The 17,729-nt window shown below is 41.6% G+C and carries 10 protein-coding genes and 1 pseudogene; 10 read left to right on the forward strand and 1 reads right to left on the reverse strand.

Annotated features, from left to right (window positions below; all coding sequences use genetic code 11):
- Window positions 1–110: 110 nt before the first annotated feature.
- Complete coding sequence (locus FEK29_RS04150; protein ID WP_138257112.1) at window positions 111–1,379, forward strand: LVIVD repeat-containing protein; 1,269 nt, start codon at window positions 111–113, stop codon at window positions 1,377–1,379.
- 195 nt (window positions 1,380–1,574) lie between these two features.
- Here FEK29_RS04150 and FEK29_RS04155 read toward each other — a convergent pair whose 3' ends face one another.
- Window positions 1,575–4,721, reverse strand: a complete 3,147-nt coding sequence (locus tag FEK29_RS04155; protein WP_138257113.1) for a VPS10 domain-containing protein — start codon at window positions 4,719–4,721, stop codon at window positions 1,575–1,577.
- Between the two features lie 175 nt (window positions 4,722–4,896).
- Between FEK29_RS04155 and topA the strand changes: the two genes are divergently transcribed.
- The 9 genes and pseudogenes from topA to FEK29_RS04200 all read left to right on the forward strand — a co-directional run bounded on the left by topA (window position 4,897) and on the right by FEK29_RS04200 (window position 17,629).
- Window positions 4,897–7,386, forward strand: a complete 2,490-nt coding sequence (gene topA / locus FEK29_RS04160) for a type I DNA topoisomerase (protein WP_138257114.1) — start codon at window positions 4,897–4,899, stop codon at window positions 7,384–7,386.
- 67 nt (window positions 7,387–7,453) lie between these two features.
- Window positions 7,454–8,611: a formimidoylglutamase gene (locus FEK29_RS04165; RefSeq protein WP_138257115.1), complete on the forward strand. Its 1,158-nt coding sequence runs from the start codon at window positions 7,454–7,456 to the stop codon at window positions 8,609–8,611.
- Window positions 8,612–8,731: 120 nt separating this feature from the next.
- Window positions 8,732–10,097 (forward strand): annotated as a pseudogene (gene porK, locus FEK29_RS04170) (type IX secretion system lipoprotein PorK/GldK).
- Window positions 10,098–10,175: 78 nt separating this feature from the next.
- Window positions 10,176–10,826 carry a type IX secretion system motor protein PorL/GldL gene (gene porL, locus FEK29_RS04175; protein WP_138257116.1) on the forward strand — a complete coding sequence of 217 codons (651 nt, stop codon included), beginning with the start codon at window positions 10,176–10,178 and terminating at the stop codon, window positions 10,824–10,826.
- A 59-nt stretch (window positions 10,827–10,885) separates the two neighbouring features.
- Window positions 10,886–12,445, forward strand: coding sequence for a type IX secretion system motor protein PorM/GldM (gene porM / locus FEK29_RS04180; protein WP_138257117.1), 1,560 nt, complete (start codon window positions 10,886–10,888; stop codon window positions 12,443–12,445).
- A gap of 63 nt (window positions 12,446–12,508) precedes the next feature.
- Entirely contained in the window at window positions 12,509–13,396 is an 888-nt protein-coding gene (gene porN, locus FEK29_RS04185) for a type IX secretion system ring subunit PorN/GldN (protein ID WP_138257118.1), read from the forward strand.
- Between the two features lie 77 nt (window positions 13,397–13,473).
- Entirely contained in the window at window positions 13,474–14,526 is a 1,053-nt protein-coding gene (locus tag FEK29_RS04190) for an NAD(P)/FAD-dependent oxidoreductase (RefSeq protein ID WP_138257119.1), read from the forward strand.
- A 161-nt stretch (window positions 14,527–14,687) separates the two neighbouring features.
- Window positions 14,688–16,598, forward strand: coding sequence for an ABC-F family ATP-binding cassette domain-containing protein (locus tag FEK29_RS04195; RefSeq protein WP_138257120.1), 1,911 nt, complete (start codon window positions 14,688–14,690; stop codon window positions 16,596–16,598).
- A 155-nt stretch (window positions 16,599–16,753) separates the two neighbouring features.
- Entirely contained in the window at window positions 16,754–17,629 is an 876-nt protein-coding gene (locus FEK29_RS04200) for a leucine-rich repeat domain-containing protein (RefSeq protein WP_138257121.1), read from the forward strand.
- The last annotated feature ends 100 nt before the right edge of the window (window positions 17,630–17,729 follow it).

The following is a 17,729-nucleotide window of genomic DNA, read 5'->3' on the forward strand; positions in this document are numbered from 1 at the left end:
TCATTCGTTTAGATGTAGAAAGAAATGGGTGCAAATTTTTTTATTATGGAATACGCAACTAGAAAGCCCTTTTTGTATCTAATAATTGAAACAAATAAACTGCTAATGCAATGAAAAAGAGTATACTACTGTTGCTTTTATTGGCTGCGCTACCTTTCGTATCCTGTGATGACGATGGTCCATATGAGGACTATTTGGTAGCACGCCCCATTTTGGAAGATGCCATTTCTTTTAAGGCCGAAGCCATAGATATTATCGACCCAATTCCTATACAGACATCGGGGAAAATTTATGCCTACAAGAATTATATTTTTATTAATGATGTAGGTAGCGGATTTCACGTCATCGACAATCAGAACCCTTCCAACCCACAAAATATTGCCTTCATTAAATTGGAAGGAAACAACGATATTTCCATTAAGGACGATAAACTATTTGCCGATAGCTATGGGGATCTCGTCATTTTTGATATTTCCGATATCAATAACATTCAATTGACCAGCCGTATGGTAAATGCCATATACAAGAACTATGATGTTTGGATACAGAATGTGGAGTTTCCCCAGGCCGATATTTATGACTACGGCACTATCGATTACGACAGGTATGTGGTCGTTGGTTGGGAAGTGAAAATGGAGCGAAGACCGGTTTCTGAATATGAAGAACAATTCAGATGCGATAACTGTGAATTTAGAAATTTCGATAACGTTGTAAACACTGCAGAAAGTGATGTGGGCCAAGGTGGTTCCCTCGCTCGGTTCAAGATTGTGGGCGACTATCTGTATGTAGTGGATTATAGCGACCTGAATATTTTTGATATCTCAAATTTGGAGACCCCTACCGCTTTGGAAGATGTATCCGTAGCTTGGGACATAGAAACGATATTTAACCAAGGTGAAATTTTGTTCATAGGTGGAAGACAGGGCATGTACATCTATGATATTAAAGACCCTGCCAAACCTGAATTCGTTTCTGAATTCAGACATGGAACTGCGTGTGACCCTGTGGTAGTGGACGGTAACTTTGCCTATGTGACCTTAAAAGGCGGGGATTTTTGTGGCAATACCGAGAGCGGTCTTTATGTGGTGGATATATCCGATTTAAAAAATCCTGATTTGAAGGTGATTTATCCTATGTTCGGTCCCAATGGACTGGGTATAAAAAGGGACAAACTCTTTATTTGTGATGGAAGCGATGGGCTTAAGGTCTTTGACAAGAGTAATGCTCCCAACATTACCCAACTCAACCATTTCCCTGATATCGAAGCCTATGATGTTATTCCTTTGGAAAACACCTTGTTGATGATTGGAGGAGGTACGTTACGGCAATATGAATATTTGGAAAATGATATCCAGTTGATAAGTACTTTTGAGTTGTAATCAACAAATAATAATAATAATAAAAAGGGAAGCACATAGAGCTTCCCTTTTTAATTAAAATAGTATGTAACCGGTTATTGGCACCGCCAAATGATTTAATATGCCAAGGCCTGCCTGCCTGAACGCTTGTCGGGCAGGTCTCGAAATTAAAAGGTCGTTTCCTACGATCCCCTCGTGGGCTTGCCCTATGTTAGTTTACTCCAATGAAATCATTTTGATTTTGCTTTCTTGCACTTTGTTATTTAGGTTTTCCACGTATTCCTGCATCAATTTATTCAGGTTTTCGATTTCAACATTCAATTCTTTTGTTACTACCTCAAAGAATTCTTTGGCCTGTTTTGTTGGAGGCTGATCACCTCTTTGGGAATCGGCCAATAAAAACGCAAGCCGATTGTTTATTCGGATTCCATAATTCAAAGGGTCCTGTCTACTTTGGTTTTTGGTCATATGGATGTTGTTTTCGATTACCGTTAATTTCGACTCAAATTCTTTGATGAGTTCCTGCATTGCGGTATCCTCTTTGGTTTTCTCCTTCAAATAATCCAAATCGCTTTTTACCTTTCTGATTGAAATGATGGCATTGTTCGCACGGCTAACCTGATTCCGTACTCTAATCAGAAAATCGAACTGATCTTGTAGTTCTTCTTGCGTTATTTCCAGTCTTGGATCTTTTAGAATGGTAAAGTCCCGTTCCTGCACCAGTCCATTATAGGTTAGCCTTACCTTATAGTTTCCGGGCACGGCTTTTGGGCCTATGTTGGGCGATGAATAAAAAATCATTCCCTTAAAGGCATCAAAACCGGGATATCTCATGTTCCAAACGAGTCGGTTGCCACCGGATTTTACTTTTAAAGTTTTAGTGGCCGAAGGATTCAAATTATCGGCAATGGCCTTGTTAGAGAAACTTTGTATGATATCTCCATTGGTTTCCAGAATATCGATTTGTACGGAATCTGTCTCTTTGAGGTCTTTCAGGTAATAATTTATGATGGTACCATCTGGATGGTTTTCCCCTTCCAATTTTACATTTCTGTCGTCCCCATCACCAGATTGATACATCCTATAGGAGCTATCGGGTTTATACATGTAAAAATCACTGTTGGCAACTTCTTGGGACAATTGGTGTAATGGGGTGAGGTCGTCTATCATCCAAAAACTTCTACCATGGGTTGCGGCGATGAGGTCATTATCCCTAACATGAAGATCGCGTATGGAAGTTATGGGCAAATTCAGTTGAAAAGGGGTCCAAGATTTGCCATCGTCAAACGAAATGTACATGCCCCATTCCGTTCCGGCATAGAGGAGACCCTCCTTTACTTTATCCGAACGTATGGCCCGAGTATAATATTCTCCAGGTATTCCATTGGTAATCAATTCCCATGTTTTTCCATAATCCTCTGTTTTGTAGAGATAAGGTGTGTAGTCGCCAAATTTATAGGACGAAGCGGCAACATAGGCCGTTCCTTTTTTAAAGGGACTTGCATCGATACAATTGATCATATTCAGTTTTGGGGACATTTCGGCAGGAGGGGTTACGTTCTCCCAATTCTCCCCATTATCCCTTGTTACATGGATAAGTCCATCATCACTACCGGTCCATAGTACCCCTTCCTCCAATGCCGATTCCGATATCACAAAAATATTCGAATAGAATTCCGCACCCGTATTGTCCTGGGTAATGGGACCACCACTTGATTGTATGGTTTCAGGGAGACCTCTGGTCAAATCCGGGGATATGGTCTCCCAGGACTGTCCTCCATCCCTGGTCATATGTAAATAGTTGGATCCGGCATAGAGTTTGTTTGAATCGTGCATGCTAAAAGTAACGGGATAGTTCCAATTGAATCGGTATTTCATAACCTCCGCCCCGGAACCCGCAGGATTGTCCGGCCATACGTTTGTAGACCTTTCTTGACCTGTGCTATGATCTAATCTGTTCATGTATCCTTTATAGGTTCCACCGTAAACAATATCATTGTTCTTTGGATCAGGAGCCAAATGAGCACTTTCGCCTCCGGCGGTAGGTTCCCAATCTCTTTCCGTAATGGCACTTCCCGCGGTTCTATGCGCTATTCGGATGGCCGTATTATCCTGCTGCGCACCATATATGCGATAGGGAAATACACTATCCGTTGCTACTCTGTAGAATTGTGCAGTGGGTTGATTGTGGTAGGTAGTCCAATTGTTTCCGCCATCATTTGAGATTTGAGCTCCCCCATCATCGGCAATGGCCATTCTCAAATTGTTATTGGGATCTATCCAAAGGTCGTGATGGTCCCCGTGGGGCGCGTTCTTTAAAGTAAAGGTTTTCCCTCCATCCGTAGATACCCCGTAACTTACGTTCATTACATATAGTTTATCCACATTTTGTGTGTCCGCATATATTCTGGTGTAATACCAGGCGCGTTGTCTTAGGGCACGGTTTTCATTTATCTTGTCCCAAGTCTTACCGCCATCGTCCGATCGGAAAAGACCGCCCTCTTTCGCTTCGATTAAGGCCCAAACCCTTTTTGAATCTACAGGTGATACCGTTATTCCAACAATGCCCCAGGGAAATCCAGGTAAACCAGAATTTGTTGAGATATCCGTCCAAGTATCCCCACCATCGATACTTTTGTACATTTTGCTATCTGGGCCCCCACTATCCATACGGTAGCCATTTCGTTTCATTTCCCAAGTTGTGGCATACAAAATTCTTGGGTTATTGGGGTCCATGATAAGATCGCCGGCACCTGCCTTGTCGCTTATATAAAGTATTTTTTCCCAGTTCTTGCCGCCGTCCAGTGTGCGGTAAACGCCCCTTGTTTCGTTTGGTTTCCACAAGTTTCCTAGAGCGGCCACATAGACAATGTCCGAATTTGTTGGATGTATCCTAATGCGCGCAATGTGTTCAGACCCTTCCAATCCAATAAACTTCCAAGTCTCCCCGGCATCCAGACTTTTCCACATACCATGGCCTGAGGAAACGTTCCCCCGCAACGTTTGTTCCCCTTCTCCTACATATATAATGTTAGGATCGGACTCGGATACGGCAACGGTCCCTATGGAACCTCCAAAAAAGCCATCTGAAATACATTCCCATGAATTACCAGCGTCGGTTGTTTTCCAGACACCACCACCCGCGGTCCCCATATAATATAGATTTGGGTCATTGATAACACCGGTTACCGTTCCGGCCCTACCACCGCGAAAGGGTCCCACCAAACGCCATTCCATCCCTTGATATAGTGACTGGTCAAACTGCACGCCCTTTACTTTGTTGTTTTTTCGCTGGGCAAATGCTTCCTTTGCGGGTAGATAAAAAAGCAAGCACAATACAACTAGGAAGTAGTTCTTTTTCATTTTAGGTCGGTTTTTGAATTAATTCTTCTAAAAATAAGAAAACAAATCTTTCCAATTCATAGCTAATCATCAATTCTTTGATTTCATGTAATTCTTTGAAATTACCCTGAAATAAAAGGACTCAAATTTTAAAGTATAAATTTTAGTATACATTTGTATCCATAAAAATCAATGCATGGCCAAGAATTTAGTTATCGTCGAGTCCCCGGCAAAAGCAAAAACCATTGAGAAATTCCTAGGAAAGGATTTTAAGGTAGAATCCAGTTTTGGACATATTGCCGATTTACCCTCCAAGGAATTGGGCGTAGATGTGGAAAACGACTTTACACCAAAATATATCGTTGACAAGGAGAAAAAGGCCCTGGTCAAAAAATTAAAGGATTTGGCCAATAAAGCGGAAACCATTTGGTTGGCGAGTGATGAAGATAGGGAGGGAGAGGCCATATCCTGGCATTTGGCCGAAGAATTGGGCCTGGACAAAAAGAAGACCAAAAGAATCGTTTTTAACTCGGTCACCAAAGCGGCCATACAGCGGGCCATTGAAAACCCCAGGGATATAAACTACAATCTCGTAAATGCCCAACAGGCCAGAAGGGTCTTGGACCGTTTGGTGGGATATGAACTATCGCCCGTGCTTTGGAAGAAGATAAAACCAGGCTTGTCCGCCGGTCGTGTGCAATCCGTAGCGGTCAGGCTGATTGTTGAGCGGGAACGCGATATCGAGGCCTTTACACCGGAAGCCTCGTTCAAGGTTTCTGCGGAATTCAAAACGGAATCGGGCAGCGTTTTTCAGGCGAAGTTGGGCAAGGCCTTTGATTCCAAGGAAGAGGCAAATGCCTTTTTGGAACAAAATATCAGGGCCGAATTTTCAGTTGCCAAATTGGACAAAAAACCGGCCAAAAAATCCCCATCGGCACCCTTTACAACCTCAACCTTGCAACAGGAAGCTTCGCGAAAGCTTTATTTTTCAGTGGGAAGAACCATGCAGGTGGCACAACGATTGTACGAGGCCGGACTTATTACCTATATGAGAACGGACAGCGTGAATTTATCAGGGGAAGCTATAAATTCGGCAAAAGATGCCATCATAAAAAACTACGGCGAAAAATACAGTAAAGTCAGGAACTTTACAGGAAAATCCAAAGGAGCCCAAGAAGCGCATGAGGCCATCCGACCTACGGATATGTCCAACCAATCCCCTTCACTGGAACGGGATCAGGAAAAATTATATGACCTTATATGGAAAAGGACGGTCGCGTCACAAATGAGCGATGCCGAGCTGGAACGTACAAATGTTCGTATCCAGGCAGATAAACATTCCGAGGAATTCACCGCCAATGGTGAGGTCATCAAATTCGATGGTTTTTTAAAAGTATACTTGGAGGGTGTTGATGATGAGGATTTGGCCGAAGAGCAGGACGGTATGCTACCGGCCATGAAGGTAAACGAAATCCTGTATAATAATTATATCACCGCCACGGAACGGTTTACAAGACCTCCGTATCGATTTACCGAAGCTTCTTTGGTCAAAAAGTTGGAGGAATTGGGAATAGGAAGACCTTCCACCTATGCGCCAACGATTTCTACTATATTAAATAGGGGGTATGTTGAAAAGGGAACCATTGAAGGTACGGAAAGAAAATATGTCCAGATGGTTCTTGAGGCAAATAAAATAAAGGAAAAGAACCTTACAGAAAATGTAGGTTCCGATAAGGGTAAAATGGTACCCACGGATATTGGTACCATCGTCACAGACTTCCTAGTAAGCAATTTTGGAAACATTCTGGATTACAACTTTACGGCACAGGTAGAGGAGGATTTCGATGAAATTGCCACGGGCGAGGAAGATTGGAAAAAAATGATGAAAAACTTTTACAAGGATTTTCATCCCAATGTCCTAGACGTTGAGGAAAATGCGGATAGGGCCAGCGGCGAACGCGTTTTGGGCAAAGACCCCAAAACGGGCAGACAGGTGTCAGTTCGTTTAGGAAGGTTTGGGCCCATGGTGCAAATTGGTACCGTGGAGGAAGAGGAAAAACCGCTCTTTGCAAGTCTTTTGCCGGACCAGTCCCTAAATACCATAACGTACGAGGAGGCCATGGACCTCTTTAAACTTCCCAGAAAATTAGGAGTTTATGAGGGGGAAGAAGTAGAAGCGAACGTGGGCAGGTTTGGTCCTTATGTGCGCTTTGGCAAAACCTTTATTTCCCTGCCCCAGGATGAAAGTGCCATGGAAGTTGAAATGGAGCGTGCCATTGAACTCATAAAGGAGAAACAAAAGGCCGATGCGCCTATTGCCAATTATGAGGGTGAGGACGTTACAAAAGGTGTTGGCCGCTTTGGCCCCTATATCAAATGGGACGGAATGTTTATCAATGTCAACAAAAAGTATGATTTTGATAATCTTTCCCAGGATGATATTGAGGAATTGATAGAAGACAAAAAGAAAAAGGAACGGGAAAAGGTAGTGCAGAACTGGCCGGAAAAAGGTATCCGAATCGAAAAGGCACGATGGGGTCGCCATAACATTATTAAAGGAAAGATTAAGGTGGAGCTGGCCAAAACGGTAGACGTTTCCAAAATGTCCTTGGAACAAGCTGCCGAACTCATAGAAAAAAAGACACCCAAAAAAAAGACCAAAGCGAAAACTAAATCAAAAAAGTAGTATAATTTTGAAAATAGTGAAGCAGCGAATCACTTTCAATCATCAAAATTAATACCGCGTAACCCACATGGCTTTTGATTTTTTAGTCCCAGTAGAAGATAAGGTACTTGCCCATTGTGAATTACTGCCCGCACAGGCCATTGGTAGAAATACCCATATACATACGGAAAAGGATGGTTTGCCGGTTTTGGCAAATGCCACCGTCGCCATATTTGGAGTCAAGGAGTCCAGAAATGCTTACGAGAAAAAACTGGAAACTTTGGATGTATCGGGCATTCGATTACAATTGTACAAATTGATGCTGGGTAACTGGGATACTACCATTGTAGACCTTGGAGATCTGGAAGAAGGAGAAACCGTTGAGGATACATATTTTGTAGTAAAGGAAGTGACAGCTGGCCTGTTGGAAGAAAATGTGATACCTATACTATTGGGTGCCACACAGGACATCACCTATCCTGTTTACCGGGCTTTTGACGGTATCAAGGATATGATTAATATGGTCGCCGTTGACAGTCGATTCGATTTTGGCATCGATGACGAGCTGATTTCTTCCCATTCCTACATGAGCAAGATCATTACCGATAAACCGAACAACCTTTTCAACTTTTCCAATATTGGTTATCAGAGCTACTTCAATGCCCAAGAGGAAGTGGATCTTATGGAGCGGCTATTTTTTGATTCCTACAGGTTGGGTGAGATTGCCCACGAACTTTCCTTGGCAGAGCCGGTGCTTAGAAACGCCCATATGGTAAGTTTGGACGCCAGGGCTATCAAAGCCAGTGAAATTGGATTTTCAGGTAATTTTTCCCCAAACGGTTTTACGGGAAGGGAAATCTGTGCCATTGCCAGATACGCCGGTATCAGTGAGCGGGTCATGGCATTCGGTATTTTTGAAATGGAAAACAACATCCAGTGCCAACAACTTCTGGCACAAATAATATGGTATTTTATTGAGGGTATCAATTTCAGAATCAAGGAGTCTCCCTATTCAAAAACGGACGACTTTACCAAGTACAATGTACCCAATGAGGAAGAGGAGCTTATTTTCTACAAGAGCCTTCTTACCGAAAGATGGTGGGTAGAGGTGCCATCTATTTTTTCTTCACATACTAAAGAAGGTACACCTGCGTTATTACCTTGCACAGAGCAGGATTATTTGGACGCATGTGACCAAAAAATTCCCGAACGGTGGTTTAAGGCCTATAAAAAGGGCTTTAATTAATTGAAAAATTAGTAAGACATAAAATTAATAATACAATAATTTATTCAAAAGATAGTTTTAAGAGTTAGAATAACATTATAGTATTTGCATTTTAACCATAATCGAAATTTAACCTAAAGTATGAAGAAGCTATTGTTATCATCTATAGCGTTTGTTTTTTTGCTCACGAGTTGTGGGTCAAAGACTAAAGGAGAGCTAGTCGGCGTCCAGGGCAAAAAATGGTATCCCGAAAAACCATATGGAATGGAACTTATCCCAAGGGGTTCTTTCATTATGGGTAAAAGCGAAGAAGACCAAGCCAAAGTTTTAAACGCCCCTACCAAAACAGTAACGGTACGTTCCTTTTACATGGACGATACTGAAATTACGAACAGTGAGTACCGTCAGTTCGTAGAATGGGTAAAGGATTCCATTACAAGAACCCGTTTGGCGATTTTGGCCGATGAATTGGGAATTGGACCGGAAGATGGTGGAATTGGCGAGTATGCCTTTAAGGATGCGGATACCACAAAATCATCGGTTTATGACAAATATATGTTGGACAACTATTCCGGCATGGGTGAAACTGGTTATGAGGGAAGGGCCTTGAATAAGGATGAAGATCTTATTTGGGACACTTCTGAATATCCGGATGAATATTATGCAGAGGTTATGGATTCCCTATACATACCAGAAGAGGAGTCCTATAATGGTCAAAGAAGCATCGACGTAACAAAGTTAAAATACAAGTATAGCTGGATGGATATTGAGGCTGCTGCCCGTGCCGCCAAAAAAGGTAAGGGAAGTAGGAAGGATTTCATCCGTACGGAAGAATTGGGAAATCTATCCTGATACGACCGTTTGGATCAGGGATTTCGAATACTCCTACAACGAGCCAATGCACAACGATTATTTCTGGCACGATGCCTACAGCGATTATCCTGTAGTAGGTATCTCCTGGCAGCAGGCAAAAGCTTTCTGCAACTGGAGGACCAAGTTCAAGAATGATGACCAGAAAAGTCGCGGTAAACAGTTCGTAAACCAGTTTAGATTGCCAACCGAAGCCGAATGGGAATATGCGGCCAGAGGCGGAATCGAAGGTGGAACATACCCTTGGGGCGGACCTTATGTAATCAGTGATACAGGTTGCTTTATGGCCAACTTTAAACCTCAGCGAGGAGATTATGCAGCGGATGCAGCGCTATACACCGTAGAAGCCAAATCCTATGAGCCAAACGACTTTAATCTCTACAATATGGCCGGTAACGTATCTGAGTGGACAAACTCTAGTTATGACCCTAGTGCTTACGACTACGTGTCCACAATGAATCCTAACGGTGGAGACCAGTCAAATACTAGAAAAGTAATACGAGGAGGTTCTTGGAAGGATGTTGCCTACTTCTTACAAGTAAGTACAAGGGATTACGAATATGCAGATTCCGCACGTAGTTACATAGGCTTCAGGACAGTACAGGATTACATGGGCGAGGAAGATTCAACACAGTAAACAAGTAAACTATTCATATCAAATTAATTAATTAGTAACCAAATCTTTAGTATTAAACCTTTAAATTAAAATTAAATCATGGCACAGTCAAAATCAACAAAAAAATTATTCAACATGGCCTACGGGCTTGGAGCATCAGTCGTAATTATAGGTGCATTGTTTAAAATCCTTCACTGGGAATTTGGACCTTTAACAGGTGGTCTTCTTTTGGCCATTGGTCTTATTACGGAAGCCCTAATCTTTGCGATCAGTGCATTTGAACCTGTAGACGACGAATTGGATTGGTCTTTGGTATACCCAGAATTAGCTGGAGGTGAAGCCAAGGCTAGAAAAAATGAAGTGGCCGAAATTAAGGAAGCCGAAACTTCTTTGTCCAAAAAATTGGATGATTTGTTAAAAGAGGCAGGTGTAGATGCCAACCTAATGGAAAGTTTAGGTACCAGTATTAAGAACTTTGAAGGTGCCGCCAAAGGTATTGCACCAACCGTAGATGCTATGGAATCTACTAGAAAGTATTCTGAGGAAATGGTACAGGCTGCCGCTCAAATGGAATCTTTGAACAGTCTTTATAAAGTACAATTAGAGAGTGCTAGCAGACAAGCTTCCGTAAACGAGGAAGTAGTACAAAATGCAAGTGCACTTAAAGAGCAGATGGCTTCATTGTCTACAAACCTTTCTTCCTTGAATGGTGTTTATGGTGGCATGTTGTCCGCAATGAACAGAAACTAAATTGGATTTTATTAAAACCAAACCAAATCAGTATTAATTAAAATCTAATTAAAAAAACCATGGCAGGAGGAAAAGCAACACCACGTCAGAAGATGATCAACCTTATGTATTTGATCTTCATCGCAATGCTGGCGTTAAATATGAGTAAAGAAGTACTAGCGGCATTCGGTATTATGAACGAAAAGCTGGAGACTTCTAACGAAAAGACGACCGCAAGTAACGAAGCGTTCTTGGGTAGTCTGGAAACTAAGGCATCTGAAGATGCGGCCAAATATGAAAAGCTGTATCAGAATGCACAGAAGATCAAAGCAATGTCCCAAGAGTATTTCGACTATTTGGAATCCCTTAAGGACGGTATGACCGAAGGATTGGAAGATCCCACAGATTATGCCCGTATGGACAATTCAGATTATTTGGATCAAAAATTCTTTCAGGGTGACAATCTATCCGAAGGTGGTCAGGAATTTATGAATAGATTGACCGAATATAGAGATCAAGTAGCCGCAATCGTTCCAGCTACGCTAAAGCAATCCGTTATCGATCGTTTTAAAACCGGCGATGAAAACGGTAAGGTCGAGAAAAGGGACGGGACCAAGCAAGATTGGATCAACTATCACTATGAAGGGTATCCTTTGGTCGCCTCTTTGGCCAAGTTGACTTCTTTACAGGCCGATGTTAAGGCTACGGAAGAAGCTGCATTGAAATCCATGTTGGAAGGTGAGTTGACAAGCCAAGTTTCCTTAAAGAACTTTGCAACTTCACTTTCGGCTTCTAAATCTGCATACTATGCCGGTGAAAAGTACGATGGTAAAATCATCATAAGCAAAACGGATAACACCTCAACTCCAGTGAGAGCTGAATTGACTTTGGACGGTAGAAAACTTTCCGAAGGGACGGACTATAAATTGGAAGCAGGTGGCGTGAAAATGTTAATCGGTGCAGGAAATGCAGGAGACCACAAAGTGGAAGGTACTATTTATTTTATGCAGGATGGTGAGGAAATCGAGGTACCTGTTAGTAACTCTTTTGCAACTATTTCCAAGCCAAACGCCGCTTTGATCGCTGCGGATAAAATGAACGTGGTGTATCGTGGCGTGGCAAACCCAATGTCAATTTCCATCCCTGGTATTCCAAATAACAAAGTTACTGCATCTGCTCCAGGTTTAAAATCAGTAGGAGGCAGCAACTATGTAATGAACCCAGGTACTGGTAGAACGGTAACGATTTCTGCCTCTGGTACATTACCTGATGGGCAGACTGTTTCCTCCAAATCTGAATTTAGAATTAAGGACATTCCAAGACCAGAAGGTACTCTTAGCAGACAGGCAGGTAGTATTAAACTTCCTAGGGCAAATGTGGAGATTGCTACCATTGGCGCTATGTTGGATGACTTTGATTTTGACTTGAACCTTGCTGTTAGCGGATTTAAATTCAAGGTGCCTGGTCAACCAACAGTTACTGTAAACGGTGACAAGTTGGATGGTAGAGCCAAAGCCGCCCTTAAACGTGCAGGTCGAGGTGATGTGGTACAAATCTTTGATATAGAGGCTTACATTACAAATAACAAAAGTTACAAGTTGAAGAAAGTATCTCCGGTTGTTGTGGAGATTACAAATTAAAATAATGAATACTACCGGGTAACCAGCAAATGGTTGCCCGGTTAATTTTAAAGTTTTATAAGAATGAATTGGAAAAATGTTTTAATAATGGGTGCGGTAACATTGTTGCCTGCCTCCATGATAGCCCAGGCCAATATCCTTAACGCTAAAAAACCTGAGGATATAGGAGTTCGTACCGAGGAACAGAAAGCTGTGGATAATGACGCTCCTTTAGAGTATGGTTATGTGGACGATAGGGATATTCTTTGGTCCAAGACGCTATGGGAAACCATTGATTTGGACGAAAGGGTAAATTTCCCGCTTTACTATCCTACGGATACGATGGATATCGGAAAAAATAGAAGGTCCCTATACCATGTATTGATCAAAAATCTTAGGGAAGGTAAACTGGAAGCCTATACGGATTCCTATTTTACAGAAAAAAGAACTTATAATGACCTTGCAGGTGCATTGCAATCCGTAGATACTTTGGACTATGGGTATGAGCAAATGAATGCCGGGGAGCAGGTTTCTGCAGAGTACATTACCCGAAGAAACATAACTGCAGGTGAAATTGAGGAATACCATATTAAAGGCATGTGGTATTTTGATAAAAGGCAGGGAGAGTTAAAATATCGTTTGTTGGGGATTGCCCCGGTTGCTCCGGACGTAAACTTCATCGACGATGATAATCCGGATATGGTGGAGCTGTTCTGGGTATGGTACCCGGATGCCCGTGAAATTTTGCACGAGGCCAAGGTCTTCAACCAGCAAAATTCCGCCCAGCCCATCTCTTTTGATATGTTGTTGAACGCAAGAAGGTTTAATGCCGTTATCTATAAAGAGGATAACGTTCACGGAGACCGCAAGGTCAGTGATTACATTGCGGACAATGCGCTTTTCCAATTGCTGGAAGCAAAACGTATCAAGGAAACCATTAGGGACAGGGAACAAGATATGTGGGCCTACTAGGTCAAAAAAAAATTCCAATTCAACAATATAAGCTCCGATAAGTATCGGAGCTTTTTGTTTATGGCTATTTTTGCCAAATGGTAGATTATATCCTTGTAGGCCTCGGTTTGGCAGGAGCCGCTTTTTGTGAGACCCTTAGACGCAATCAAAAAAGTTTTCATGTCTTTAGCGACCAATCCCAGACTTCCTCAAAAGTGGCTGCGGGCCTGTCCAATCCTGTTATTTTAAAGCGGTTCAATTTGGCCTGGAGAGCCCATAGTCTATTACCGTTTTCCAAAAGGTTTTATGAGGAAATCGAAAGTGAATTGGGAAAATCCTTTCTGATCGAGCAACCCATTTTGCGCAAATTCAGTTCCATTGAGGAGCAAAATTTATGGTTTGAAGCATCGGACAAGGAACATTTAAATCAATTTTTATCCTCCCAACTCTTAAGGAATACCAATCCAGCGTTGAACGCTCCCTATAATTTTGGTGTATTGAACGGTGCGTACCGATTAAGGACCGAAGAATTCCTAACTGCCTATCAAAGAAAAATACTTGCATCGGATCAATTCTCATTGGAAACATTTGATTATTCTAAGCTGCAGAAAAGGTTGGAGCATTTGGAATATAAAGGTGTAAAGGCCAAGAACCTTGTTTTTGCCGAAGGTTTTGGGGTAACGAAAAATCCCTTCTTTAATTATCTTCCGGTACAAGGCTCAAAGGGGGAGTATCTCATCATCGAATCCAAGGAATTATCGGAAAAAAACGCCGTAAAGTCATCCGTCTTTGTAATACCACTAGGGAATAATCGGTATTTGGTAGGGGCAAACTATAATCCGGTAGACAAGGACAACAGACCATCGGAAGCAACCAAGATAGAACTGCTCAAAAAACTGGAGGGTATAGTGAATTGTTCCTATGAAGTGGTAGGGCATGTTGCAGGGGTCAGGCCTACGGTCAAGGACAGGAGACCCTTAGTAGGAAAACATCCAAATCACAAAAATCTACATATTATCAATGGTTTTGGTTCCCATGGTGTCATGATCGCACCTTGGGCGGCCTTGGAATTATTTAATTCTATTGAAAAAGGAACATCATTGGACCCTGAAGTTGATATCCATAGATTTCTTAGTTTGCTGTCAAACTAATCACATGGGCGTATCCATAGTACAATACTTAAATAATACGGGAACTTCTTTATAAATTTCTATCGAGTTAAAATCCTTTTTTTGACCTTTGCACATCCAAAAAAAGGACAGTATATAAACCTAATATGCCGGTTTCTTGTCGATATTAAAAATTAGATAGAATGCTTAACATTCACAACTTATCCGTTTCATTTGGCGGGGAATATTTATTTGAGGAAATCTCCTTTCGGTTAAATGCAGGAAATAGGGTAGGGCTCGTAGGAAAAAATGGCGCGGGTAAGTCTACACTGCTTAAATTACTGGCCAAGCAAATGCCGATAGACTCAGGTACCATTGCCGTTGAAAAGGATATTAAGATCGGGTTTTTGCGTCAGGATATCGACTTTGAACTGGGAAGGACTGTCCTGGAGGAGGCCTACCAGGCATTTGAGGAACTAAAGGTACTGGAGGCCAAAATGGACGAAATCAACCATCAACTGGCGGAACGTACCGATTATGAAAGCGAAGGCTACAACCAGCTCATCATCGATTTGAGCGATGTAACTTCCCACTATGAAATTTTGGGCGGATACAACTATCAGGGCGAAACGGAAAAAATATTACAGGGCCTTGGTTTTAAAAGAGCCGATTTTGACAAAAAGACCGAAACCTTTTCCGGGGGGTGGCGCATGCGTATCGAACTGGCAAAATTGTTGTTGCAAAATAACGATGTGCTGCTCCTGGATGAGCCTACCAACCACTTGGATATTGAATCCATCATCTGGTTCGAGCAATTTTTGAACAATTATACCGGAGCGGTCATGATCGTTTCGCACGATAAAATGTTCTTGGATAACGTCACCAACAGAACTATTGAGATTTCCTTGGGAAGGATTTACGACTATAATAAGCCCTATTCAAAATATTTGGTCCTTAGGGAAGAGATTCGCCAACAACAGTTAAGCGCACAAAAGAACCAGGATCGCGAAATACAACAGGCAGAACGACTCATAGAGAAATTTAGGGCCAAATCCACTAAAGCTTCTATGGCCCAATCGCTCATAAAAAAACTGGATAAGATAGAACGCATCGAAGTCGATGAGGATGATAACAGTGTGATGAGCCTTCGGTTTCCTGTTTCCGTAATGCCGGGCAAGGTGGTGGTAGAGATGGAGAACCTATCCAAATCCTATGGTGAAAAAAAGGTTCTGGAAAATGTGGACCTGCTGGTGGAGCGTGATAGTAAGACGGCCTTTGTGGGTCAGAACGGACAGGGAAAATCCACCTTGGCCAAAATTATTGTGGGGGAACTGGAGCATAAAGGCCATCTTAAGCTGGGGCACAATGTCCAGATAGGTTATTTTGCCCAGAACCAAGCGGAATATTTGGATGGGAACAAGACTATTTTGGATACCATGATAGATGCTGCAAATGAGTCTAACCGAAGTAAGGTGCGTGATATCTTGGGTTCATTTTTGTTTCGGGGAGATGATGTTGAAAAATACGTGAAGGTGCTTTCCGGTGGGGAACGAAACCGACTCGCCCTAGCCAAAATGCTCTTACAGCCTTTCAACGTTTTGGTAATGGATGAACCTACCAACCACCTGGACATCAAATCAAAAAATGTACTGAAACAGGCCTGTCTAAATTTTGAGGGAACGCTTATTCTGGTTTCCCACGATCGGGATTTTCTTCAGGGATTGACCAACAAGGTCTATGAGTTTAAGGACAAGCGAATCAAGGAGTATCTTGGGGATATCGATTTTTATCTGGAACAGCGTAAGGTCAATGACTTTAGAAGTATAGAAAAGCGGGAGGAAAAAAAGGAAGTGAAACCCATGGAACGGAAAAACACTTCTTTTGATGACCAAAAACAACTAAAGAGCCTTAAGAACCAACTCAGCGGATTGGAAAGTAAAATTTCCACTCTTGAGAAGGAGATAAAAAAGATAGATCACGAGTTGTTGATGAATTATGACGCCACCATTGCCAAGCCCAACTTTTTTGATGAATATCAAGCTAAAAAGGCAAAGCTTGAAAAACACATGGATAAATGGGAAAGCCTTACCTTGGAAATTGAAAGTATACAATAACCTTGACCTACTACATTCGTAGTTTCACAACGTTTTCCGGAAGTTTCACAACAAAATGTATGCGTTGAACGATAATTTTTGGCTCTTTATCGTTTATGTTAGAGATTTGTAAGATAATTCTTAATTCTAGTTAAGAACACATAATTTCATCATATATGAAGAATCTATACGTACTGTTATCCATATTCATGTTAATTTCCAGTCTTGGTATGGCCAAAGTTTCAAAAACTGAAAAAAAGGCTTTGATTGCGCTCTATAATAGCACAAACGGGGCACATTGGATTCGAAAGTGGGATTTGAAAAAGCCAGTCTCAGAATGGTACGGTGTTAAGATTGAAGACGACAAGGTCGTTGAAATCAACTTATTCCATAATAATTTGATGGGTCCCTTACCGGTTGGAATATCTAAATTGGAAAATCTCAAGGTGTTGAATTTGGCGTTTAATTCAATTACGGGGGAATTACCGGGGGACTTGGTACAATTGTCACATTTAAGGGTTTTAAAGTTGGAGATGAATAGGTTAAAGGGAGGAATTCCAACTAATATTGGCGGACTATCGAACTTAGTGGAACTGACCGCTTTCAATAATTTTCTTTCTGGAGGTATACCGGAGAGTATTGGTGACATAAGTAATTTAAAAATTCTTAACCTTTCCAGTAACTCCCTAAATGGAACCATTCCGGAATCTCTTGGACAATTGACACAATTGGAAACACTGGGACTTTTCGAAAATACCTTGGAAGGATCTATTCCCGGGGAAATTGGTCGTTTGACAAAATTAAAGGAACTGGTCTTGGCAAATAATAGCTTGAACGGTGAAATTCCAGAAGAATTCAATCAATTGGCAAGCCTCCAGATTTTTCAAATACAGAATAACAATTTTTCATCCTTTAAGAATCTTGAAATATTAAAGACTAGGGAGTATTTGGTATTCGACTATGATGGGTTCGATAAAAACCTTGATTTTAAGGAGCTTAAGTTGGATAAGACTCGAATGGCCGATACAAAATACGAAGACGTAGAAAATTAAGAGTAGTTTACACTTTTAGTTAGTTTGGTGAAAAAAGAGGTGTTGGTAGCACCTCTTTTTGTTTTTTTGGATAAAATAAAAGCCTCTGATTTCGAGCTTT

This window comes from Maribacter aurantiacus (genome assembly GCF_005780245.1).
Lineage (GTDB): Bacteria > Bacteroidota > Bacteroidia > Flavobacteriales > Flavobacteriaceae > Maribacter > Maribacter flavus.